Annotated in this window: 20 protein-coding genes and 1 tRNA gene; 15 read left to right on the plus strand and 6 right to left on the minus strand. The window is 61.1% G+C overall.

Annotated features, from left to right (window positions below; genetic code table 11):
* A partial coding sequence (locus EN990_RS22560; RefSeq protein ID WP_027038050.1) for a porin occupies positions 1 to 191 on the minus strand: 191 nt, incomplete at its 3' end.
* Between the two features lie 451 nt (positions 192 to 642).
* On the opposite strand from EN990_RS22560, the gene EN990_RS22565 reads away from it, so the two are divergent.
* Both EN990_RS22565 and EN990_RS22570 read left to right on the plus strand, forming a co-directional pair.
* Positions 643 to 733 (plus strand) — tRNA-Ser (locus EN990_RS22565).
* Between the two features lie 139 nt (positions 734 to 872).
* A complete protein-coding gene (locus tag EN990_RS22570; protein WP_127387456.1) occupies positions 873 to 2,063 on the plus strand; it encodes a porin in 1,191 nt (396 codons plus the stop codon).
* Positions 2,064 to 2,285: 222 nt separating this feature from the next.
* On the opposite strand, the gene EN990_RS22575 is transcribed toward EN990_RS22570, so the two are convergent.
* Positions 2,286 to 3,953, minus strand: a complete 1,668-nt coding sequence (locus tag EN990_RS22575) for a sulfotransferase (RefSeq protein ID WP_127369674.1) — start codon at positions 3,951 to 3,953, stop codon at positions 2,286 to 2,288.
* 255 nt (positions 3,954 to 4,208) lie between these two features.
* Positions 4,209 to 5,882 (minus strand): sulfotransferase, encoded by a 1,674-nt coding sequence (locus EN990_RS22580; protein ID WP_127369673.1) that lies wholly within the window; start codon positions 5,880 to 5,882, stop codon positions 4,209 to 4,211.
* Positions 5,883 to 5,999: 117 nt separating this feature from the next.
* Between EN990_RS22580 and EN990_RS22585 the strand changes: the two genes are divergently transcribed.
* Complete coding sequence (locus EN990_RS22585; protein WP_127385715.1) at positions 6,000 to 7,112, plus strand: pyridoxal phosphate-dependent aminotransferase; 1,113 nt, start codon at positions 6,000 to 6,002, stop codon at positions 7,110 to 7,112.
* 35 nt (positions 7,113 to 7,147) lie between these two features.
* Here EN990_RS22585 and EN990_RS22590 read toward each other — a convergent pair whose 3' ends face one another.
* Positions 7,148 to 8,140, minus strand: a complete 993-nt coding sequence (locus EN990_RS22590; RefSeq protein WP_127370254.1) for a helix-turn-helix domain-containing GNAT family N-acetyltransferase — start codon at positions 8,138 to 8,140, stop codon at positions 7,148 to 7,150.
* A gap of 175 nt (positions 8,141 to 8,315) precedes the next feature.
* Here EN990_RS22590 and EN990_RS22595 point away from each other — a divergent pair, with 175 nt between their 5' ends.
* The 8 genes from EN990_RS22595 (at position 8,316) to EN990_RS22630 (ending at position 15,694) form a co-directional block, all read left to right on the plus strand.
* The gene (locus EN990_RS22595; protein ID WP_063173625.1) at positions 8,316 to 8,600 is read left to right on the plus strand and encodes an acylphosphatase; all 285 of its coding nucleotides are present in this window, start codon (positions 8,316 to 8,318) and stop codon (positions 8,598 to 8,600) included.
* Positions 8,601 to 8,671: 71 nt separating this feature from the next.
* Positions 8,672 to 9,322: a TetR/AcrR family transcriptional regulator gene (locus tag EN990_RS22600; RefSeq protein WP_127370255.1), complete on the plus strand. Its 651-nt coding sequence runs from the start codon at positions 8,672 to 8,674 to the stop codon at positions 9,320 to 9,322.
* Positions 9,323 to 9,385: 63 nt separating this feature from the next.
* Positions 9,386 to 10,549, plus strand: a complete 1,164-nt coding sequence (locus tag EN990_RS22605) for an isovaleryl-CoA dehydrogenase (RefSeq protein ID WP_064993366.1) — start codon at positions 9,386 to 9,388, stop codon at positions 10,547 to 10,549.
* A 2-nt stretch (positions 10,550 to 10,551) separates the two neighbouring features.
* On the plus strand, positions 10,552 to 12,159 hold the full coding sequence (locus EN990_RS22610; protein ID WP_127385442.1) for a carboxyl transferase domain-containing protein: 1,608 nt from the start codon (positions 10,552 to 10,554) through the stop codon (positions 12,157 to 12,159).
* Positions 12,160 to 12,252: 93 nt separating this feature from the next.
* Entirely contained in the window at positions 12,253 to 12,723 is a 471-nt protein-coding gene (locus tag EN990_RS22615; RefSeq protein WP_318011939.1) for a hypothetical protein, read from the plus strand.
* A 39-nt stretch (positions 12,724 to 12,762) separates the two neighbouring features.
* Complete coding sequence (locus EN990_RS22620; protein WP_013532610.1) at positions 12,763 to 13,134, plus strand: hypothetical protein; 372 nt, start codon at positions 12,763 to 12,765, stop codon at positions 13,132 to 13,134.
* Between the two features lie 39 nt (positions 13,135 to 13,173).
* Positions 13,174 to 13,548, plus strand: coding sequence for a hypothetical protein (locus tag EN990_RS22625; RefSeq protein WP_164753856.1), 375 nt, complete (start codon positions 13,174 to 13,176; stop codon positions 13,546 to 13,548).
* A 163-nt stretch (positions 13,549 to 13,711) separates the two neighbouring features.
* Positions 13,712 to 15,694, plus strand: coding sequence for an acetyl/propionyl/methylcrotonyl-CoA carboxylase subunit alpha (locus EN990_RS22630; protein ID WP_127385441.1), 1,983 nt, complete (start codon positions 13,712 to 13,714; stop codon positions 15,692 to 15,694).
* Between the two features lie 91 nt (positions 15,695 to 15,785).
* Here the strand turns inward: EN990_RS22630 and EN990_RS22635 are convergent, their stop codons facing one another.
* Positions 15,786 to 16,907 (minus strand): ABC transporter substrate-binding protein, encoded by a 1,122-nt coding sequence (locus EN990_RS22635; RefSeq protein WP_013532613.1) that lies wholly within the window; start codon positions 16,905 to 16,907, stop codon positions 15,786 to 15,788.
* A 393-nt stretch (positions 16,908 to 17,300) separates the two neighbouring features.
* On the minus strand, positions 17,301 to 17,567 hold the full coding sequence (locus tag EN990_RS22640) for a sel1 repeat family protein (protein ID WP_013532614.1): 267 nt from the start codon (positions 17,565 to 17,567) through the stop codon (positions 17,301 to 17,303).
* Between the two features lie 446 nt (positions 17,568 to 18,013).
* Between EN990_RS22640 and EN990_RS22645 the strand changes: the two genes are divergently transcribed.
* The 4 genes from EN990_RS22645 to EN990_RS22655 all read left to right on the plus strand — a co-directional run bounded on the left by EN990_RS22645 (position 18,014) and on the right by EN990_RS22655 (position 20,552).
* On the plus strand, positions 18,014 to 18,355 hold the full coding sequence (locus tag EN990_RS22645; protein ID WP_013532615.1) for a DUF2147 domain-containing protein: 342 nt from the start codon (positions 18,014 to 18,016) through the stop codon (positions 18,353 to 18,355).
* Positions 18,356 to 18,579: 224 nt separating this feature from the next.
* Positions 18,580 to 18,738 carry a hypothetical protein gene (locus tag EN990_RS35540; protein ID WP_023812838.1) on the plus strand — a complete coding sequence of 53 codons (159 nt, stop codon included), beginning with the start codon at positions 18,580 to 18,582 and terminating at the stop codon, positions 18,736 to 18,738.
* Between the two features lie 39 nt (positions 18,739 to 18,777).
* The gene (locus EN990_RS22650) at positions 18,778 to 18,972 is read left to right on the plus strand and encodes a hypothetical protein (protein ID WP_027162961.1); all 195 of its coding nucleotides are present in this window, start codon (positions 18,778 to 18,780) and stop codon (positions 18,970 to 18,972) included.
* 116 nt (positions 18,973 to 19,088) lie between these two features.
* Entirely contained in the window at positions 19,089 to 20,552 is a 1,464-nt protein-coding gene (locus tag EN990_RS22655) for an AMP nucleosidase (protein WP_245459357.1), read from the plus strand.
* Positions 20,553 to 20,567: the final 15 nt, after the last annotated feature.

A 20,567-nucleotide genomic window follows, 5' to 3' on the forward strand; every position in this document is an offset into this window, starting at 1 on the left:
CGGACATAGCCGCCGATGCGCAGGCAGGTCTCGGTGCCGGGGATGTAGAAGTAGCCAGCGCCGTAGACGTCGCAAATCTTGACGTATTCAGCGGGTTCCGGCTCGGCGACGACGACGGCGTCGGCGGCGCGCGCACCGGAAACTGCGATCAGGGCCGCAGCGGAGCCGAGGAGAAGGCTCTTGATGTTCATTTTCTGACCTCCAGTCAAAAGTTAAAAAACGGGTCTGGGTATTCTTTGCTGAAGGACAGCGTTCCCTGCCCCATCCCCACTACCGAAAAAGATGCGCACCGCGCCGCTCCTTCGAAATCGACATTACTCATGAGGCGGCGGCGTTCAACCACGATCGTACCGGTGAAAGGGCTGCCTGGCTGCTATCCCCTGGCGTTGTTGCACAAATGACACGATTTGGCCTCACTCAGAAAGCTCTCGTTAACCATCAGGCCCGCCGCAACCCCTTGTTTGCCGCCGAATCCGGCGATGGACCGACGGAATCATGGCGAGTTCCCGAGTCGCTAGCCAGGAAACAACCGCAGAACCGCCACATGCATGGAAGATCGCGGTTCGGCGCCTTCTTATTTTTTCAGATAATGATGCGGGCTTGTTGATTGTGCCAGCGCTTTTCTTTATCCAGCGGCGCAACGGAGAGGTGGCCGAGTGGTCGAAGGCGCTCCCCTGCTAAGGGAGTAGAGGTCAAAAGCTTCTCGTGGGTTCGAATCCCATCCTCTCCGCCATCCTGCTTCGCGCTGCGCGCTTCGCAGGACAAATCTCCTAACAATAACAAATTGATAGTCGAAGGAAGCGCCGTTCCTGTGGCGTCGCCTGACTCTCCGCAAGCCGCTGTTTCATCCGATTCTGACTGGAGGTCAGAAAATGAACATCAAGAGCCTTCTCCTCGGCTCCGCTGCGGCCCTGATCGCAGTTTCCGGTGCGCGCGCCGCCGACGCCGTCGTCGTCGCCGAGCCGGAACCCGCTGAATACGTCAAGATTTGCGACGTCTACGGCGCTGGCTACTTCTACATCCCCGGCACCGAGACCTGCCTGCGCATCGGCGGCTATGTCCGCTATGATGTCGGCGTGGGTGACGGCGGCTCGTTCGATGGCGTCAACCACGTTACGGATCACCAGCACGGCGACGACAACTCGACCTACTGGAAGAACACCCGCTTCACGCTGAAGACCTGGACCGGCCAGGAAACCGAACTCGGCACGTTGAAGACCTACACCGAATACCGCATCAATTTCGGCAACAACTACGGCGACTTTGGCGATAACTCGGGGCCCGGCGGCACTACGAACCCCAACCGTAATGGCGACGGCTGGCAGGCCCGCAACAAGAGCAGCGCTCTGGAATTCGCCTGGATCCAGCTCGGCGGCCTGCGCGTCGGCGCTGACGAATCGGCCTTTGATACGTTTATCGGCTATGCCGGCAACGTCATCAACGACACGATCGTCCCGTACGGCAATTTCCAGACCAACGTCATTCAGTACTACTTCGATGCCGGCAATGGCCTCTCGGCCGTGGTTTCGCTCGAAGAAGGTTCGGGTGAGGTTGGCACCATCGACAGCTATGTTCCGCATGTCGTCGGCGGTCTGAAGTACACGCAAGGCTGGGGCGCCATCACCGGTGTTGTGTCGTATGACAGCAACTACGAGGAAGTCGCCGGCAAGGTTCGCCTGGACGTGAACGCCACCAACGAACTGTCGCTGTTCTTGATGGCCGGCTACGGCACCGACGATAACCTCAACGACCATACCAACAATATCGACGCGCTCGGCCGCGGCTTTTACAAGCAGTGGGGCGGTAACTGGGCTCTGTGGGGCGGTGGCACCTACAAGTTCAACGAAAAGACCTCGTTCAACCTCCAGGCGTCATATGACGACTGGAAGGATATCGGCGTCGCGGCGAACGTCGCCTACACCGTTGTTCCTGGCCTCACGGTCACGGCCGAAGTCGACTGGCAGCGCGTCGGCCAGGGCGCCATCGACAACGACTCCGTCTGGGTCGCGGCAACCAAGAAGAACAATGTCGGCGGTCTCCTCCGCTTCCAGCGCGATTTCTAATCAATTTCGCCTTCGAAATCGAAACCCGGCGGGCAACCGCCGGGTTTTTTCATGCCGGTTTTTCATTGGCTTGCCAAAGATGCGGCGACGCTGCCCGAGACCGAGCCCCTGCACTTCCTGAAGGCTTGCGAGCGACAAGCCATCCGACGAAGCCGAGCCCTGACAGCTACGGCAATCGGGTCTATTCGCCAGTCCGGCAGCGCCGGAGCTTTCACGGCTGGATCAATTCCCAGCCAAATCGCCCAAGCCATCGATCAGCGGTTGGATTGCGCTGCCATAATTCTTCCAGCGACTGACGGACGAGCTGTAGATCGGTTGTCGAACCTGCCAGCGGCTGAACGTGTTCACCGCGCCGCCCTTGTCAAAGAATCGCAGGCAGGCGTCGTCCCAGGGCAGTCCCAGATGGTCGATCAGGCGGCGCGATTGGCCTTCCTGGTCAGAGACCATGTCCTCATAGCGGTTCTGCAGGATTTGCCCTGGAAACACCTTGTCCCAATGCCGCATAAGCCGGTCGTACTCGCGATAATATAGTCCGAGTGTATGGAGATCGGCGTTGTAGATATTGTCCTCGTTGAAACTCAGGAAATAGCACGAGATGCAATTGTCGATGGCATCGCGACGGCAGTGAATGATTTGTGCCTTGGGGAACAAGATCCTTATAAGGCCGATAAGCTCAAAATTATGCGGCAGCTTGTCCACTACCCGCAGCGCGTCGGGCGATCGTTGCCTGATATGGGTGAGATATTCATCGGCCAGGGACTTCGACTGATCAACTGTCATATCCAGGACGGATTTTCGGAATTCCTCCGGCGAGCGTGTTTTCGGCGCCAGCCTGTTGGTGATGCGCCGAACCTTTGTCAGCTCACCGGCTCCATGGACGTCGGGATGGCTAGCAAGGATCTGCTCGGTCAAAGTGGTGCCGGAACGCGGCATGCCAAGCACGAAAACAGGCACGTCCGATGTGCTTCCATGACCTGCCTTGGCGGCCAGCATCCGGGGATCGAACAGTTCTATCATGAAATCGACGCTGCGCCGATAGGACTCCATACCGAAGCGGCGGGTTGAAAGTTCCTTTGCCTGGCGGAAATGGCCGATCGCGTCGTCGTAGCGCCTGATATCGTTCAGTATCTTCCCGGCCGCATGGTGGAACTGCTGTATGCTTTTCCTGTCGAGTCCCGGATTTTTCAACTCGGTCAGAATGGATTTCAATTCCGCCGGCTCTTCAGAGAATTTTCGGATGCTGGCCAGGCCGTTGTAGGCGGCCGCGATATCCTGACGGTGACTGATCGCCTCCTTCATATATCCCGCCGCCTCGTCCATCCGGCCCAGGCTTACAAGCGCATTGGCCAGTCCCATTCGAATGGCGGAACGGCCGCTGTCGATTTCAAGCGCTTTCTCATAAAGCGGCACCGCAAGATCGGCCTTGCCGAATTCGGTGTAGGCGCGCCCAAGTGCGCAAAGCGCTTCAACCCAGTCGCCTTTCAGCTGGCAGGCAACCTCAAGATGGCGGATCGCATCGGAATGTTCGCCGACCTTCAAATAGGTTTCACCCAGCGTCAGGTGATAGTGCGGATTTTGAGGTGCTTCCCTCACGGCCCTCTCAAAACAGCGAATGGCCATCTCGTCATCCAGATCGAGCGCAAAGGTGCCCAACAAATACAAAGCAAGAGGATGTCGGGGATTGCGCGCCAAAACGCGCTGACATAGCGCCTCTGCCTCCGCCAACCGATCTGCCTGCTGAAGGTTGAAGGCCTGCCTTAGCAGTGCGTCGTCGGCTTGGACGTGCGACAGAGAGGCCGCCCTGGGCTGCACGATTTTCGACTGCGGGATTTGCGGTCCGGACCGAGTTTTCAGGTGTTTGGACCAAGCGGGCGGCAGGCGGCTGTTCATGGTCCCTAGCTACCAAAAAAAACCAGTTGAATCCACCAGATCTGGCCTCATAGGCAGCTTCGGACACTGCGGCCGGCGCGTTGGCGACCAAGCGCTTCGAGGGTCGACCCGTAGAAAATAATCGACCAACCGAGCGACTGCGTTTGGGACCATCGGGGGCGGAATCACGCGCATCCCTGCGCTTCTTCAGCTCAGCAGTGCCAACCAAAATCGAGGAGGCGTGCGCGCATGAGAGGCACGCCAGACTCGTTTGAATTACGCGTCCGCCAAGTCGCCCAAAGCATCGATGAGTGGCTGGATCTCGCCTTCATAATTCTTCCAGCGCTTGACGGACGATTTGTAGATCGGTTGGCGGACCTGCCAGCGGCTGGGCGTGTTGACCGAACCATCCCTGTCGAAAAAACGCAGGCAGGCGTCATCCCAGGGCAGCCCAAGGTAATCTATGAGGCGGCGTGACTGCGCCTCCTGATCCTCGACCAGCGTTTCGTAGCGATTTTCGAATATAAGGCCTGGAAAAACCTCGTTCCAATGGCGCATCAGTCGGTCATACTCACGATAGTACAGACCCAGTATCCGCAAATCAGTATTGTAGCTGTGTCCTTTGTTGAAGGTCTGGACAAAGCAAGAGACGCAATTGTCGATGGCGTCACGGCGGCAATGAATGATGCGCGCGTTGGGAAAGAGAAGACCGATAAGGCCGATCATTTCAAAATTGTGCGGCATCTTGTCGACCACGCGAAGCGCGGCAGGCGCCCACTCCCTAAGGTAGGACAGATGCTCTTCCGCCAGCGTTCTGGACAGGTCTTGCGTGACCGACATGGCCGGCCGGCTCAAATCGCCAGCCGATGAGGTTTTAAGGCCGATTGCATTGGCGACCCGCCTCAATTTGTTAAGCTCGCCTGCCCCTTGAACATCGGGATGGCTGGCGCAGATCTGTTCCGTGAGCGTTGTGCCCGACCGCGGCATGCCGACCACGAACACAGGCACTTCGGAAGGATTTCCATAGCCGGCCCTGGCCGCCAGAAAGTCCGGCGTGAAGGTTTCAATCAGGGAGTCGATCCAGCGGCGATACAGATTGATATCGAAGATGTAGCCGGAGGCCCGTTTCGCCCTGTTGAAATGGTCGAATGCCTCACTGTAGCGCTTGAGGTCGTTCAGCACCTTGCCGGCAGCGTGATGGAGCTTGTAAGCACTGTCCGGATCAAGCTTGGGATTGCCGAGTTCACGCAGGATGGATTGGAGTTCCTCCGGCTCTTCGGTGAATTTTTTCGTCTGCACAAGGTCGTTGTAGGCAGTCGGCACGTCGATGCGACGTCCGATTGCTTCTTTCAGACAGGCGGCGGCCTCATCCATGCGCCCCAGGCCGCTGAGCGCACTGGCCAGCCCCGCCCGCACTTTGGGATGATCGCGGTTGATCTTGAGCGCCTTCTCGTAGAGCGGCAAAGCCATGCCGGGTTTGTCAAACTTGGTGTAGGCGTGCCCCAGGGCACAAAGCACCTCGATAAGGCCGGGCTGCAGTTCCAAAGCATACAGCATATGCCTGATGGCTGGCGAATATTCGCTGACCTTCGCATAGGCCTCGCCCAGGCTGAGGTGGTAGTAGGGGTTTTTAGGTTCCTCGCCGACCGCCCGCGCGAAATACCGCAAGGCCATCTCGTCATCGTAACGCTGGTATAGGGTCCCCAGGATATACAGAGCGAGCGGATGGTTTGGCGTGCGCGCCAGCACCCGAAGGCACAGATCCTGGGCCTCGTCGAGCCGCTGGGCCTGCTGAAGGGCATAGGCCTGGTTCAGCAGCGCTTCGTCGGCCTGCGCTCGCGATTGAGCGTTTTCTTGGCTCATTGTCGGCTTGAGTATCGGCCCCTTCGCTTTCGGCGCGGGTCCGGGCTTGATGTGCTTTGACCAAGCAGGCGGCAGACGGTTGTTCATCACGTCTCGCTAGCAAAAGCGGCCGAAAGAATCCAGCGTTACGGATCTGCCCAGCGGCAACTTGCACCGACCCATCCGGCGCGCTAGCAAGAAGGCCCTTTCAAGCGAGCTTCCACCATGCATCAGCGCCCTCCCCTCATGCCGCTCATCGCAGCGCTTCCCTCGACGGTGCCGTTTGTCGGCCCCGAAGCGCAGGAGCGCGAGCGTGGCCGCGCTTTTCGCGCCCGCATCGGCGCCAATGAGAGCAGCTTTGGTCCCTCGCCACGCGTCATCGCCCGCATGGCCGAGATCGCCGGCGACATGTGGATGTATTGCGATCCCGACAATCACGATCTGAAGGTGGCGGTAGCCGCGCATCACGGCGTAAAAGCAGAGAACGTCGTTGTCGGCGAAGGCATAGATGGCCTGCTCGCTCTGGTGGCACGCATGTATGTGGCGCCCGGCGATGCTGTGGTCACATCGCTCGGCGCTTATCCGACCTTCAACTTCCACATCGCCGGTGTCGGCGGACGACTGGTGACGGTCCCTTACGAGAACGACCGGGAAAGCCTGGATGGCCTGCTGGCGGCGGTGCGCAGGGACAAGGCCCCGCTGGTCTATCTCTCCAACCCCGACAATCCGATGGGCAGTTGGTGGGAGGCGAGCGAGATCATCCGCTTCATCGAGGCGCTGCCGGAAACCACCATGCTGGTGCTCGACGAGGCCTATGGCGAACTCGGGCCGGCCTCGGCGCTGCCGCCGATCGATATCTCCAGGCCAAACGTCATCCGCATGCGAACCTTCTCGAAGGCGTACGGGCTGGCGGGCATACGCTGCGGCTATGCGATCGCCGAGGCCCAGGTGATCCGCGACTTCGAGAAGATCCGCAACCATTACGGCGTCAGCCGCATGGCGCAGATCGCCGGCGTCGAGGCGCTCGCCGATCAGGACTATCTGCAAAGCGTGGTGGCGCGGGTCGCGGCCGGCCGCCGACGCATCGCCGGCATTGCCGAGGCGAACGGGCTGAAGCCACTGGCGTCGGCGACCAATTTCGTCACCATCGATTGCTGCGGCGATGGCGCCTTCGCGCTGAAACTTCTGCAAGCCCTGCTGTCACGCGACGTCTTCATCCGCAAGCCGATGGTGCCACGGCTCGACCGCTGCATCCGCGTCAGCGTCGGCCTCGATCACGAGCTCGACATTTTTGCCGAGGAACTTCCCGGTGCTTTGGCGGCAGCGCGGGGCAATTAGGATACCGCTGGCGCGCAACCGGCAGCAAAAGCCGCCTACAAATCCATTTCCCAGGTCTGGCCGGTCAGATCCTTGCCGAAGCTGCGGTGGTGCTCCTGCGAGACCAGCCTGAAGCCGGCACGTTCGTAGATCGCGCGCGCCGCAACGAGGATGTCGTTGGTCCACAGAACCAGCTTGGTGTAGCCGCAAGCCCGGGCCTGGTTCACGCATTCCGCCACCAGTCGTTTGCCGATGCCGAAGCCGCGCGCCGACGCCTCGACATGCAGCATTCTCAGCTTGGCCACCTTGTCATCCTGATGAACCAGGAACACCGCGCCGACCGGCTGACCACCGCGCTCGGCGATCCAGCAGAAATCGCGGCCGGGCACGAAATTGCGAATGAAATCGGCGCCGATCTCGGCGAGCATGGCCTCGAACTCGATCGTCCAGCCATATTCCTCGGCATAAAGTTGGGCCTGGCGCTGCACGACCCAGCCGACATCGCCGACGCGGTGCGGCCGCAACGTCACCTCACCGCTTTCACGGGTGGGATCACCCAGCAATTCCCCCGCCTTGCGCAAGGCGCTGCGCAGTTCATGCAACCTGTCGTCGGGTACGCTTTCGATCAGCCGCGCCGTATCCCGATCGGCCGCCGCCTGCAGCCTGGCAAGCGCTGCCTCGCCCCTTGCGGTCAGCGAGAGGACCCTTCGGCGCCGGTCAGCCGGGTCCGTTCTGGCCTCGGTCAGCCCCTGGCCCGCGAACTTGCGCAGGATCCGCGTCAGATAGGCGGCATCGACACGCAACTGTCTCGATATTTCGGAGGCCGCCGGGCCATTCTCCAGCCGAAAAGCACCAACCAGGAAACCTCGCTCGCCGGCGATTTCGGCGGAAGCCGGGTTGCTGCGGTGACCCAGTTCGAACAGCACGCGCGCCTCGGTCAAAGTGAATGCACTTTGTGTCAGCGTCTCGTCGAGAAGGCCGACAGTGCGCGTGTAGAAGCGATTGAAGCGCCGGACATCGGCCACCAATGCGTTGCGTTCGTCCAACATTTGCGGCCAGCTCCTAATAAAGCAGTTCCATTTTCCTAAATTAGTGGACTGAGTCAATTAAATTCAAGGCCAGAAGGCCAGCTAAAGCCGGAAGGCCCAGCTATTGCGTCCGCGCGCAGGTTGCATTCCTCAGGTCGTGCGCCAGATTCAAAACGAGACAGGCTTGGAGAGATTCATGGCTGGTCATCGCAGGAAAGTGCACGCACGCGTCTACGGTAACGTGCAAGGCGTCGGCTTCAGAGCCTGGGCCCGGGATGAGGCCACGGGCCTTGGTCTTGCGGGCTGGGTTTGCAATGAAGCGGACGGGTCCGTAACGGCCGAGATCGCAGGCCTCGATGAGGCGGTCTCGACAATGATCGAGCGCCTCTGGAAAGGGCCGGCCGGGGCTTTGGTTTCCAAGGTCGACGTCGAGGAGTTGGAGGCAGACAACGCCTCTGTTGGGTTCAGGATCGTGGCATGAAGGCGGATTTGGATTGAGCGCCTTGAATTAATTAAACGTTCGTTTTATTATTGCTCCGCAGAGGAGCTGACATGGCACGCACCGCCGGGTCTGATGGCGAAAAGACCGAAGCGACCATTCGTGAGGCGGCGGTCAATCTGATCGCGCGTTTTGGCTACGAGGCGATGTCGATGCGACAGCTCGCAGCCGAGGTCGGCGTACAGGCGGCCGCGCTCTACCGCTACTTTCCGACCAAGGAAGAGCTTCTGTTCATGCTGATGCGCGAGCACATGGAAGGTTTGACCGAAGCGTGGGAAACAGCTCGCCCGGTTAATGCGGATCCCGTGCAGCGGCTTTCGGCCTATGTCGAAAACCACATCACTTTCCACATCGAGCGACGGCACGCCACGCATGTGTCGAACATGGAATTGCGCAGCCTGTCGCCGGAAAGGCTGACGCAGATCCTGCGCATGCGCACTGCCTACGAGAAGGAGCTGCGCACCATCCTGCGCGACGGCGCCGAGACGGGCGCCTTCAGCATCGACGACACCGGACTGACCGCCATGGCGCTGATCCAGATGATGACCGGCGTCATCGTCTGGTTTCGGCCGGGCGAACGGCTGTCGATCGGCGAAGTGACCACAACATATCTTTCAATGACAATGCGGCTCGTCGGCGCGAAGATCGACGCCTACAGCGCCGCGCGTCCCTTCGGACGCGCAAAGGACGCTGCAGCCTTTTGATTCGCGCATGATCCCTTTTCGAATCAAAGTCGATTTTCGGGGTCATGCGCAGGGAGGAGAAAAATGTACACCAACACGCTCAGCTTCGGGCATGACGAAGAGATCGAGGCGCTGCGCGACATGGTGCGGCGCTTTGCCCAGGACCGGATCGCGCCGATCGCCGCCGACATCGATCGCTCGAATGAATTCCCGGTGCATCTGTGGGGCGAACTCGGTGCGCTCGGCCTGCTCGGCATCACCGCCGACCCCGACTTCGGCGGCAGCGGCATGGGCTATCTCGCCCATGTGATCGCCGTCGAGGAGATTTCGCGCGCTTCGGCCTCGGTCGGCCTCTCCTACGGTGCCCATTCCAACCTCTGCGTCAACCAGATCAACCGCTGGGCGACGCCGGCGCAGAAGGAAAAATACCTGCCGCCACTGTGCTCGGGCGAGCGAGTCGGCGCGCTGGCGATGTCGGAATCCGGCGCCGGCTCGGACGTCGTCTCGCTGAAGCTGCGCGCCGAAAAGCGCAATGACCGCTACGTGCTCAACGGCACCAAGATGTGGATCACCAACGGGCCGGACGCCGAGACGCTGGTGGTCTATGCCAAGACGGATCCGGACCAGAAATCGCGCGGCATCACCGCCTTCATCGTCGAGAAGGCTTTTGCCGGATTTTCCGTGGCGCAAAAGCTCGACAAGCTCGGCATGCGCGGCTCCAACACCGGCGAGCTGGTGTTTAGGGATGTCGAGGTGCCCTTCGACAACGTGCTGCATGAGGAAGGGCGCGGCGTCGAAGTGCTGATGTCTGGCCTAGACTATGAGCGCACGGTGCTTGCCGGCGGCCCGATCGGCCTGATGGCGGCGTGCCTCGACGTGGCAATCCCCTATGTGCATGAGCGCAAGCAGTTCGGACAGGCGATCGGCGAGTTCCAACTGGTGCAGGGCAAGCTGGCCGACATGTACACGACGCTGAATGCCGCGCGCGCCTATGTCTATGCCGTCGCCGCCGCCTGCGATCGTGGCCAGACGACGCGAAAAGATGCCGCCGGCTGCGTGCTGTTTGCCGCCGAGAAGGCGACGCTGATGGCGCTCGACGCCATTCAGCTGCTTGGCGGCAACGGCTACATCAACGACTATCCAACCGGCCGCCTGTTGCGCGACGCCAAGCTCTACGAGATCGGCGCCGGCACCAGCGAAATCCGCCGCTGGCTGATCGGCCGCGAGATCATGGCGGAGGGGGTGTAGGTATGGCCACGTTGCAAACCCAGATCTCCCCCTCCTCCGAAACCTTCCGTGCCAATGCCGAGCGCATGCGGGCGCTGGTCGCCGACATTGCGGAGAAGGCTGCCACCGTCGAGCTCGGCGGTTCGGAGGAAGCGCGTGAGCGCCATGTCTCGCGCGGCAAGCTTCTGCCGCGCGAGCGCCTTGCGCAATTGCTGGATGTCGGCTCACCCTTCCTCGAGATCGGCCAGTTCGCGGCATGGTCGATGTATGGCGAGGAGATCTCTTCGGCCGGCATGATCGCCGGCATCGGCCGCGTCGAAGGCACCGAGGTGATGGTCGTCGTCAACGACGCCACCGTGAAGGGCGGCACCTATTATCCGCTGACCGTGAAGAAGCATTTGCGGGCGCAGGAGATCGCACTGCAGAACAATCTTCCCTGCATCTATCTCGTCGACAGCGGCGGCGCCAATCTGCCCAACCAGGACGAGGTGTTTCCCGACCGCGAGCATTTCGGCCGCATCTTCTACAACCAGGCCAACATGTCGGCATCAGGCATTCCGCAGATCGCCTGCGTCATGGGTTCGTGCACGGCGGGCGGCGCCTATGTGCCGGCGATGTCCGACGAGACGATCATGGTGGGCAATCAGGCAACCATCTTCCTCGGCGGCCCGCCGCTGGTGAAGGCGGCGACGGGCGAGGATGTCAGTGCCGAGGATCTCGGCGGTGCGGATGTGCACACCAGGCTTTCCGGTGTTGCCGACCACTATGCGCTGGACGACGACCATGCCCTCGCCATCTGCCGGCGCATCGTCAAGAACCTGAATCGGAACAAGACTGTAAGCCTGAACTCTAGGAGAGCAATTCCGCCGCTTCATCCGGCGGATGAACTTTATGGCATCGTGCCGACCGACCTGCGCCAGCCCTATGACGCGCGCGAGGTCATCGCGCGCGTCGTCGACGGTTCCGAATTCGACGAGTTCAAGCAGAATTACGGCACCACGCTGATCACCGGCTTTGCCCATCTCCATGGCATGCCGGTCGGCATCATCGCCAACAACGGCGTGCTGTTTTCCGAAAGCGCGCTGAAGGGCGCGCACTTCATCGAACTGTGCTGCCAGCGCAAAATTCCATTGGTCTTCCTGCAGAACATCACCGGCTTCATGGTCGGTCGAAAATATGAAGCAGGCGGCATCGCCAAGGATGGCGCCAAGCTGGTGATGGCGGTTGCCACCGCCAGGGTGCCGAAGGTGACTGTCATCATCGGCGGTTCGTTCGGCGCCGGCAATTACGGCATGTGCGGCCGCGCCTATTCACCGCGCTTCCTGTGGATGTGGCCGAACGCCCGCATCTCGGTGATGGGCGGCGAACAGGCGGCAACGGTGCTTGCCATGGTCAAACGCGAAGGCATCGAGCGCAAGGGCGGAGAATGGAGCGCCGAGGAAGAGGCGAAATTCAAGAAGCCTGTCCTGATGAAATACGAGCATGAGGGCCATCCGCTCTATTCGTCCGCACGCCTCTGGGACGACGGTATCATCGATCCTGCAAAGACGCGCGACGTGCTGGCGCTCAGCCTGTCGGCCGCGCTCAACGCCGAAATCGAGGACACGCGCTTTGGCGTGTTTCGGATGTGAGAATGGACGGTCAACTTCGACAGCCAAACGGCGGAACTATACCGGCAGGCCGTTGCTGCCGTGTGAAAAGGCTGAACTGTATGGACCAAGCGATTGGTCAGTATAGGCGGCTTCGAATCTCAAACAGTGAACTGGCGGGGGGACAAAATATTCGCTACTGTTTATCCAGCATGGGGCAATGGGGACGGGCTGGAAATGAAACTGAAATATTGCCAGGGAACGGCTGCTTCGATACTTTCCGCATTTCTAATATTAACGGCGACCGGCATCAGCTCGGCGGAATCGCTCGCAGGACGCAAGGGAGACGTGCGTTTTCCGCCGACCTTGGGTTCGGGCGAATGCAACGTTGCCTACAAGGGTTACGTCGCGGCGAGCGGCCATTCGGCCTACGCCACAACCTTTTATTCGCGCGTTGTCGACCTCTACATCATCTGCGGGACGAAGCTCAACGCGCCGTCCCAGAAGGCGGCGGAAGAGACGGCGCTGCGCAATTGCCAGGCCGGGTTGACACGGTGGAAGCTCAAGACCGCGAGTGGCGGCTGCGCAATCTCGTCATCGAAATAAGCAACCGGCCGAGACTTTTTTGCGAATGGGGGAAGCAGAATGAAATCCGGGACCTGCAAACGAGCAGCCACCCCCATAGTGGCAGGCTTGCTGATGGTGGCGGCCTCCACCGCTGCCATGGCCGGATCGCTGGCAGGCAGCAAGGGCGACGTGCGCTACCCGGTGACCATTCCTATAGGAACCACCGGGGGCTGCGGGAAGGCCTATGCAGCGTATCTCGCAGCCGCAGGCCATTCGGCTTTCGCGGCGACGCCAATCGTTCCGGCGACCGAGTACTTCGTTTGCGGCGTGAAGCTGAATGCATCGTCACAAAAGGCGGCGGCGGAACTGGCACTGAAATCCTGTCAGGCCAGCAAAAGCAAATACAAGGTTACCGTCGCCGGCGCCTGCAGCATCGCCGCGTCCAAATAGACCGGAAAGCGCCCGGTTTTTCTCCTTGGGGAAGACAAAATGAAATCCACGAATTCCAAGCGAACAGCCATGGCGATATTTGCCGGATTGCTGACGATCGCGGCGTGCGGCGCGGGCATGGCCGGCTCACTGGCGGGAAGCGAGGGGGACAAGCGTTTCCCGCCGTACCTGCCGCGAAATCCCAAGGATCCCTGCACCAAGGCCTACAAGGCCTATGTCGCGGCCGGTGGCCATTCAGCGTACGCAACCACTCCCTACGCACGGATAATGTCGTCGTACATAGTTTGCGGCGGCCACCTCAACGCACCATCTCAAAAGACGGCCGAAGAGTTGGCGATGAAATCCTGTCAGTCCACCCGCGGCCACTACAAAGTCACGACCGGCGGCAGTTGCGAGATCGCGGCCTCGAAGTAGGTACAGCCGACCGCAAGGTAGAGCACTTCCCTGGTAAGGGAGAGGTTTACTCCGAGGGCTTAAAAGGCTCGCGGGACAGCACCCCCCTCTGTCCTGCCGGTCAGAGGGGGGTGTTCAAGCGCCATGCTTCCCATGGACTTCGAACCTTACATGCGGAGGCTCCATGTTCGCCAAGATCCTGATCGCCAACCGCGGCGAGATCGCTTGCCGTGTCATCCGTACGGCTCGGAAGCTGGGCGTGCGTACCGTCGCCATCTATTCGGATGCCGACGCAAAATCCCTGCATGTCGAGATGGCCGACGAGGCGGTGCATATCGGCGCCTCGCCCGTCGGCGAAAGCTATCTGCGCGGCGACAAGATCATCGCGGCGGCCCTGGCAACGGGTGCGCAAGCCATTCATCCCGGCTACGGCTTCCTGTCGGAAAATCCCGATTTCGTCGACCAGGTGACAGCGGCGGGGCTTATTTTCATCGGCCCATCCGCGGCCTCTATCCGTGCCATGGGGCTGAAGGACGCCGCCAAGCGGCTGATGGACAAGGCCGGCGTGCCGGTCGTGCCGGGCTATCATGGCGAGGCGCAGGAGATCGTGCTGCTTGCCTCCAAGGCGCGCGAGATCGGCTATCCAGTGCTGATCAAGGCGCGCGCCGGCGGCGGCGGCAAAGGCATGCGCCGGGTCGAGCATCCCGATGAGTTTTCCGAGGCGTTGTCCAGCGCACGGCGCGAGGCGAAAGCCGCGTTCGGCGACGACCGTGTGCTGGTCGAAAAATATGTCGACAAGCCGCGCCATATCGAAGTGCAGGTCTTCGGCGACAATTTGGGCAATGTCGTGCATCTCTACGAGCGCGACTGCTCGGCGCAGCGCCGCCACCAGAAGGTGATCGAGGAATCGCCGGCGCCCGGCATGACGCCCGCTTTGCGCAAGGCGATGACGGAGGCGGCGGTGAAGGCCGCCAAGGCGATCAATTATTCAGGCGCCGGTACCATCGAGTTCATCGTCGATGCCTCGCAGGGCCTGAAGGCCGACCGCTTCTGGTTCATGGAGATGAACACCCGTCTGCAGGTCGAGCACCCGGTCACCGAAATGGTCACCGGCACCGACCTGGTCGAGTGGCAGTTGCGGGTCGCGTCAGGCGAAAAGCTGCCCAAGACGCAAAGCGAGATCGCGCTCGTCGGCCATGCCTTCGAGGCGCGCATCTATGCCGAGGACGCGGCAAAAGGGTTCCTGCCGGCGACCGGTACGCTGCATCATCTGAAATTTCCGGATGCGGCCCCGCAAGGCGCCACGATGCGCATCGAGACTGGCGTGCGAGCGGGTGACGCCATCTCGCCCTATTACGACCCGATGATTGCCAAGCTGGTCGTCCACGCAACGGACAGGCAGGCGGCTCTCGAAGCTCTCGGTGCAGTGCTGTCGCGAACCGAGGTCGCCGGCTCGACCGTCAACACCGCCTTTCTTGCCGCTCTCGCCGCCGATCCGGATTTCGCCGCAGGCGATGTCGACACCAGCCTGATCGCCAGGCACCAGACGGCGCTGATCGAGGTCGCGCCGCCGACTGGCGAAACCATCGCTGCCGCGGCCGTTGCGGCCTCCGGCGCCGGAGCATCGCCGTCACCCAACGATCCGTGGTCGTCGCTTGCCGGTTATGCGCATTTCCACAGCGTGGCGCGACGCACACGTTTGAAGTTTGGCGAAGACGAAATCGTGGCGAAAGTTTCGGTGCGGTATGACGGGCGGTTCCAGGTGACGCTGGACAAGCCCTATGACGACACCAATTCGCATGATTTTCGCTCAACACCACGCCTCGCCCGCTGGCCAGGCCACATCACCGTGTTTGAAGGCGCCGTCGGCTACACCTTTACGGTGCCGGACCCGCTGGCACGGGCCGACGAGGCAGCGGCGGGTTCAGGCAGCCTGCGCGCGCCGATGCCGGGACTGGTCAAGCTGGTACGCGTGGGAAAGGGCGATGCCGTGATCAAGGGCCAACCGCTGCTGATCCTGGAGGCGATGAAGATGGAACATACCATCGCCGCGCCGCATGACGGCGTGATCGCCGAGATTGCCACCGAGGGCGCGCAGGTGACCGACGGGACAGTGCTGGTGCGATTCTTCGAGGAACAAGCCGCTTCGGCCGCTGTAGCCAGCTGACGGTTCGAAAGGCAGACTACAGGGCAAACAAGAAAATGGCCGGGGACGACCCCGGCCATTTCCCTATGCTATTCAGTCGCCGGGCCGGCGATTACTGCGCGATCGGCGCATATTTTCCGTCATGCCACTGGTTGATGTCGTAGCTGGCATTCTTGAGATCGCCCTTCTCGTCGAAGGTGACATTACCGACAACGGTGCTGATCGGCGTGCCGTTCTTCAGCGCCTCGGCAACCTTGGCCGGATCGTCGCTGCCGGCACGCTTGATGCCTTCGGCGAATGCCTGGATGGTGGCGTATGAGAACAGCGTGAAGCCCTCCGGCACGAAACCGCCGGCCTTGATCTTCTCGACGGCTGCCTTGGCTTCCGGCTTTGCCTGCGGATCCGACGGGAAGACGAACATGGTGCCCTCGCCGGCCGGGCCAGCGACCTGCCAGAATTCCGGCGAGGCGATGGAGTCCGGCATGATCAGCTGGAACTTCAGGTTCTGTTCCGCCGACTGACGCAGGATCAGGCCAGCTTCAGGATGGTAGCCGCCGAAATAGACGACGTCGGCTTTCAAGTCCTTGAGCTTGGTGACGAGAGCCGAATAGTCCTTCTCGCCAGCGTTGATGCCGTCATAATAGACCTCCTTGAGGCCGCCGGCATTCATCGTTGCCCTGACGGCGTCAGCCACGCCCTGTCCGTAGGCGCTCTTGTCGTGCAGGACGACGACATTCTTGCCGGCGAACTTCTTGGCGATCCATGGGCCGATGAAGGCGCCCTGCGCATCGTCGCGCGTATAAAGCCGCATGATCGTCGGCCAGCCGGCCTTGGCGGCCGCGTCGGTCAGCACCGGGTTGGAAGAAGCCGGGCTCATCATCAGCGCGCCGGCTTCGGCATAGACGGCCGAGGCCGGAATGCTCGAACCCGAGCAGGCATGGCCGTCGATGAACTTGACGCCATCGGCGACGACGCGGTTGGCAACCGACACCGCCTGCTTGGGATCGCACTGGTCGTCTTCGATATCAAGCTTGATCATCGAGCCGTTGACGCCGCCAGCGGCATTGATCGCATCGGCAGCGGCCTGTGCGCCCTGCTTGAACTGATCGCCGATGGTGGCGAGCTGTCCGGTCATCGGGCCAATCACCGCAAAGGTGATATCGTCGGCGAATGCGACCGGCGTGCTCATCATCAGGCCGAATATGGCCGCGTTCAAAATACTCAATTTTTTCATGATGGTAGAACTCCTCCACTCACGCGCGGCCGCCCCGGCCACGCTTCTTCCAGAGAGGCGGGACAATTTCATCCTTCATTCGGCCTGTCTAGGCGCATTGGCGCCGCTCGATTGGGCCTGCAAGACGTCATCCACGCAAAAAGCCACGCCAGCCTTGTTCCGGCTGGTCGTGGCTTTTTTGCCCGTCGAGCAATCTCCAGGCGCCCCCGCCCCTAAAAATCCCGCTCAGCTTCCCTGTGTCGCGCACGACTGGGCCTTGCGGCCTGCCGCGTTCTTTCGCTTGCCCTCGTGACCGTCTTGCGCGGCCTTCAATTTCGCCGGGTCCGGCCGTCTGTGCGGCCTTGATCCCGGAGCTTCCCTGTCTTCGATAGGCTTGTCTGCGATTGGCAGATTTCAGTGCATGGTCATCCATTCGCGGGCTTCGCGAAGCGCCGTGGCGATCTCGACCTTCGACATGGCCGCCGACAGTTCCGAGCGCAGTTCCGCGGCGCGGGCCGAGCCCTTGATGGCGGCGATGTTGAACCATTTGTGGGCGGCAACGACATCGGTCTCGCAATCGCGTCCGGTCGCATACATCATGCCCAGTTCGAAAAGGATGTCGGCCTGGGCAGTTGCCCCCATGGCGCCGAAACCTGCTTCAAGCATTTCAAAACGTGCCATTTCAATCCCCTGTTTCCGGCCCCTGTCAGGCTCCCGAGAGCTGCCTTCTTTCGTCCTTGGCGGCTGCTCTTCCGATGCTTTCGAGAATGCCGTGCAGGCTTGAATCCGTCGTTAAATGGCGTGCTTAATTTGAGGAAAACAAAGCTAAAACAAGAGGTAAACGCGGAAATTCGTTAAGGATACAAAGCCAGCAATTCAGCCTGCTTGCGTCAAATTTGACGAAAATTTCCCGATGCCAATTCAAGACTTCGCTAACCACAGGAGACAAAGGCGATGCGCCGATCGTTTCATTTCCTTGGCCAGGAGGCGCATTCGGGGCCCTTCAAAATCCGAAAGTCTTCCGTTGCGGCACCGCTTTTGTTTTGCCGGGAGCTGGATTAGCTTACGTTTGCGTAAGCGGCAGACCGAGGCGGAGCATCCGGCCGGACATCTAAAGGGAGGAAGACATGTTTCGAAGAGTGAGCCTGGCCCTTGCGGCCACATTGATCATGGCCGGTGCGGCCTGGGCCGATCCGATCGAGGGCAATTGGAAGACGCAGGCCGGCGACACCGCAGCCATCGCTGGCGGCGGCTCGTTTTCCATCACGCTCAAGTCCGGCAAATATGCCGGCAAGACCATCGGCTCCCTCAAGGCGACGGGCGACAACAAATATGCCGGCAACATCACCGATCCGGCAAACGACAAGACCTATTCGGGCAAGGCGACATTGTCGGGCACCTCTCTCAAGATGAGCGGCTGCGTGCTCGGCGGGCTGATCTGCAAGAGCCAGACCTGGCACAAGCTCTGATCGAGCGCATCTTTCCGACCTGATGACGGGGCCCCGACGGGCCCCGTTTTCGTTTTGTCGACACATCCTGCGCCGGTGATGCTCGATGGAGGCCGGCGGCTATCCAACCGACGCCAGCGCCATCGAAACCCCGTCAATCATCTTGAACCGCAGATGAACGCCGCCATCAGAGCCGGTTCAGTTGCATCAGGGCATTCTCCGGCGTGTTGAAGGAGACCGACCCAATGCTTGCTCGCCGCTTCACCATCGTCTGCCTGCTGGTGAGCCTGTTTGGAATGTTCTTCGCCATCCTCGTCGCTGAAGCGGGCCGTCCGGCCCGCGCCTGGGACGAAGCCAGTTCCAGAACCTGCCGCCTCGCCTGCCCCACCCATCTTCGCAACTGAACAAAGAAACCAAGACCTCGAAAAGAAAAGCTGAACGCCATGAACCGCATCGCCGCCAACGCTCTCAAGACCCTTCGGCTTCTGCCGCGGGCGGCGCTTATCCTGACGGTTCTGGCCGCTCCGGTCCTGGCCGTGCCGATGATGCGCGCCGACACCGGCTCGACGATCGACGCACCGGCCCTGAAGAAGTCCGGCGTCGGCTTTGTGCTTCTGGTCAGCCTGCAGCGCGGTTGAAGAAAAACGGCGCTTTGACCGCCTTCGGTCGCGACACCCCTCCCAAGTGCCGATCCAAGTCTCTATATTGAGCCATGGAAAAGCGAATCTACCCACAAGCCATCGAATCTGTCGTCATGCCGGAGCCTTTTGGCCGGCAAAGCTTTGATAGCGCTGAAAAGGCCGTCAAGGCACTGCAGGCGCTTTACGATCGCAACACCAAGTTCCTGCGCGACTCCTTCGCAGAATTGGCGGCAGCAGGCGGTGATAATGGCAAGCGCTACCGGGCCTTCTATCCGGAGATCGGCGTCACCACCAACTCATTCACCCAGATCGACTCGCGCCAGGCCTATGGGCATATGCCGACGCCTGGGCATTTTTCCACCACCATCACCCAGCCGGGCCTGTTCGAAAGCTACCTCGTCGAGCAGTTGCGCCTGATCATGCGCAATCATGGGGTTGCGGTCACGGTGTCGGAATCGACCACACCCATCCCGCTGCATTTCGCCTTCCTTGAAGGCACCCATGTCGACGGCGCGACGGCAGAGCGCATCAAGCGGCCGATCCGCGACCTGTTCGACGTGCCCGATCTCGACGGCACCGACGACCAGATCGCCAACGGCACCTTCGAAGTCGCCTTCGGCGAGCCGAGGCCTCTGGCGCCCTTCACGGCGCAGCGCATCGACTATTCGCTGCACCGGCTGTCGCACTATACGGCAACCACGCCGCAGCATTTCCAGAACTTCGTGCTGTTCACCAACTATCAGTTCTACATCGACGAATTCGTCGCCCGCGCCCGCGACCTGATGGCCAATGGCGGCGGCGGATACACGGAGTTCGTCGAGCCGGGCAATGTCATCACCAAGGGCGGGCAGAGCGCGCCCAGCGAAGGCGTTGCACCGCCGCGCCTGCCGCAGATGCCGGCCTATCACCTGAAGAAATCGGGACATGGCGGCATCACCATGGTCAATATCGGCGTCGGGCCTTCCAACGCCAAGACCATCACCGACCATATTGCGGTGCTGAGGCCGCATGCCTGGGTGATGCTCGGTCACTGCGCCGGCTTGCGCAACACCCAGGCGCTGGGCGACTATGTGCTGGCGCATGCCTATGTGCGCGAGGACCACGTGCTGGACGACGATCTTCCGGTCTGGGTGCCGATCCCGCCGCTGGCCGAGATCCAGGTGGCGTTGCAGGAAGCCGTCGCCGAAGTCACCGGCCTTTCGGGCTACGACCTGAAGCGCATCATGCGCACCGGCACCGTCGCCACCATCGACAATCGCAACTGGGAGCTGCGCGACCAGCGTGGGCCGGTACAGCGTCTGTCGCAATCTCGCGCCATCGCACTCGACATGGAATCGGCGACCATCGCCGCCAATGGCTTCCGCTTCCGTGTTCCCTACGGCACGCTGCTGTGCGTTTCGGACAAACCGCTGCATGGCGAGTTGAAGCTGCCCGGCATGGCGACCGAATTCTACAAGCGCCAGGTGGCGCAGCACCTGACCATCGGCATCAGGGCTATGGAGAAGCTCGCGGAAATGCCGATGGAGCGGTTGCATTCGCGCAAGCTCAGAAGTTTTTCGGAAACGGCGTTCCAGTAGGCCGATTCCACGCAT

It is taken from the genome of Mesorhizobium sp. M7A.F.Ca.US.005.03.1.1 (assembly GCF_003997975.1).
GTDB lineage: Bacteria > Pseudomonadota > Alphaproteobacteria > Rhizobiales > Rhizobiaceae > Mesorhizobium > Mesorhizobium ciceri.

Excerpts from the sequence above, each read along its gene's own strand:
- EN990_RS22640 (WP_013532614.1), bottom strand. The coding sequence starts at position 17,567 with ATGGCACGTTTTGAAATGCTTGAAGCAGGTTTCGGCGCCATGGGGGCA.
- EN990_RS22620 (WP_013532610.1), top strand. The coding sequence starts at position 12,763 with ATGAAATCCGGGACCTGCAAACGAGCAGCCACCCCCATAGTGGCAGGC.
- EN990_RS22600 (WP_127370255.1), top strand. The coding sequence starts at position 8,672 with ATGGCACGCACCGCCGGGTCTGATGGCGAAAAGACCGAAGCGACCATT.
- EN990_RS22570 (WP_127387456.1), top strand. The coding sequence starts at position 873 with ATGAACATCAAGAGCCTTCTCCTCGGCTCCGCTGCGGCCCTGATCGCA.
- EN990_RS22645 (WP_013532615.1), top strand. The coding sequence starts at position 18,014 with ATGTTTCGAAGAGTGAGCCTGGCCCTTGCGGCCACATTGATCATGGCC.
- EN990_RS22605 (WP_064993366.1), top strand. The coding sequence starts at position 9,386 with ATGTACACCAACACGCTCAGCTTCGGGCATGACGAAGAGATCGAGGCG.
- EN990_RS22575 (WP_127369674.1), bottom strand. The coding sequence starts at position 3,953 with ATGAACAGCCGCCTGCCGCCCGCTTGGTCCAAACACCTGAAAACTCGG.
- EN990_RS22610 (WP_127385442.1), top strand. The coding sequence starts at position 10,552 with ATGGCCACGTTGCAAACCCAGATCTCCCCCTCCTCCGAAACCTTCCGT.
- EN990_RS22625 (WP_164753856.1), top strand. The coding sequence starts at position 13,174 with ATGAAATCCACGAATTCCAAGCGAACAGCCATGGCGATATTTGCCGGA.
- EN990_RS22650 (WP_027162961.1), top strand. The coding sequence starts at position 18,778 with ATGAACCGCATCGCCGCCAACGCTCTCAAGACCCTTCGGCTTCTGCCG.
- EN990_RS22595 (WP_063173625.1), top strand. The coding sequence starts at position 8,316 with ATGGCTGGTCATCGCAGGAAAGTGCACGCACGCGTCTACGGTAACGTG.
- EN990_RS22585 (WP_127385715.1), top strand. The coding sequence starts at position 6,000 with ATGCATCAGCGCCCTCCCCTCATGCCGCTCATCGCAGCGCTTCCCTCG.
- EN990_RS22635 (WP_013532613.1), bottom strand. The coding sequence starts at position 16,907 with ATGAAAAAATTGAGTATTTTGAACGCGGCCATATTCGGCCTGATGATG.
- EN990_RS22655 (WP_245459357.1), top strand. The coding sequence starts at position 19,089 with ATGCCGGAGCCTTTTGGCCGGCAAAGCTTTGATAGCGCTGAAAAGGCC.
- EN990_RS22590 (WP_127370254.1), bottom strand. The coding sequence starts at position 8,140 with ATGTTGGACGAACGCAACGCATTGGTGGCCGATGTCCGGCGCTTCAAT.
- EN990_RS35540 (WP_023812838.1), top strand. The coding sequence starts at position 18,580 with ATGCTTGCTCGCCGCTTCACCATCGTCTGCCTGCTGGTGAGCCTGTTT.
- EN990_RS22630 (WP_127385441.1), top strand. The coding sequence starts at position 13,712 with ATGTTCGCCAAGATCCTGATCGCCAACCGCGGCGAGATCGCTTGCCGT.
- EN990_RS22580 (WP_127369673.1), bottom strand. The coding sequence starts at position 5,882 with ATGAACAACCGTCTGCCGCCTGCTTGGTCAAAGCACATCAAGCCCGGA.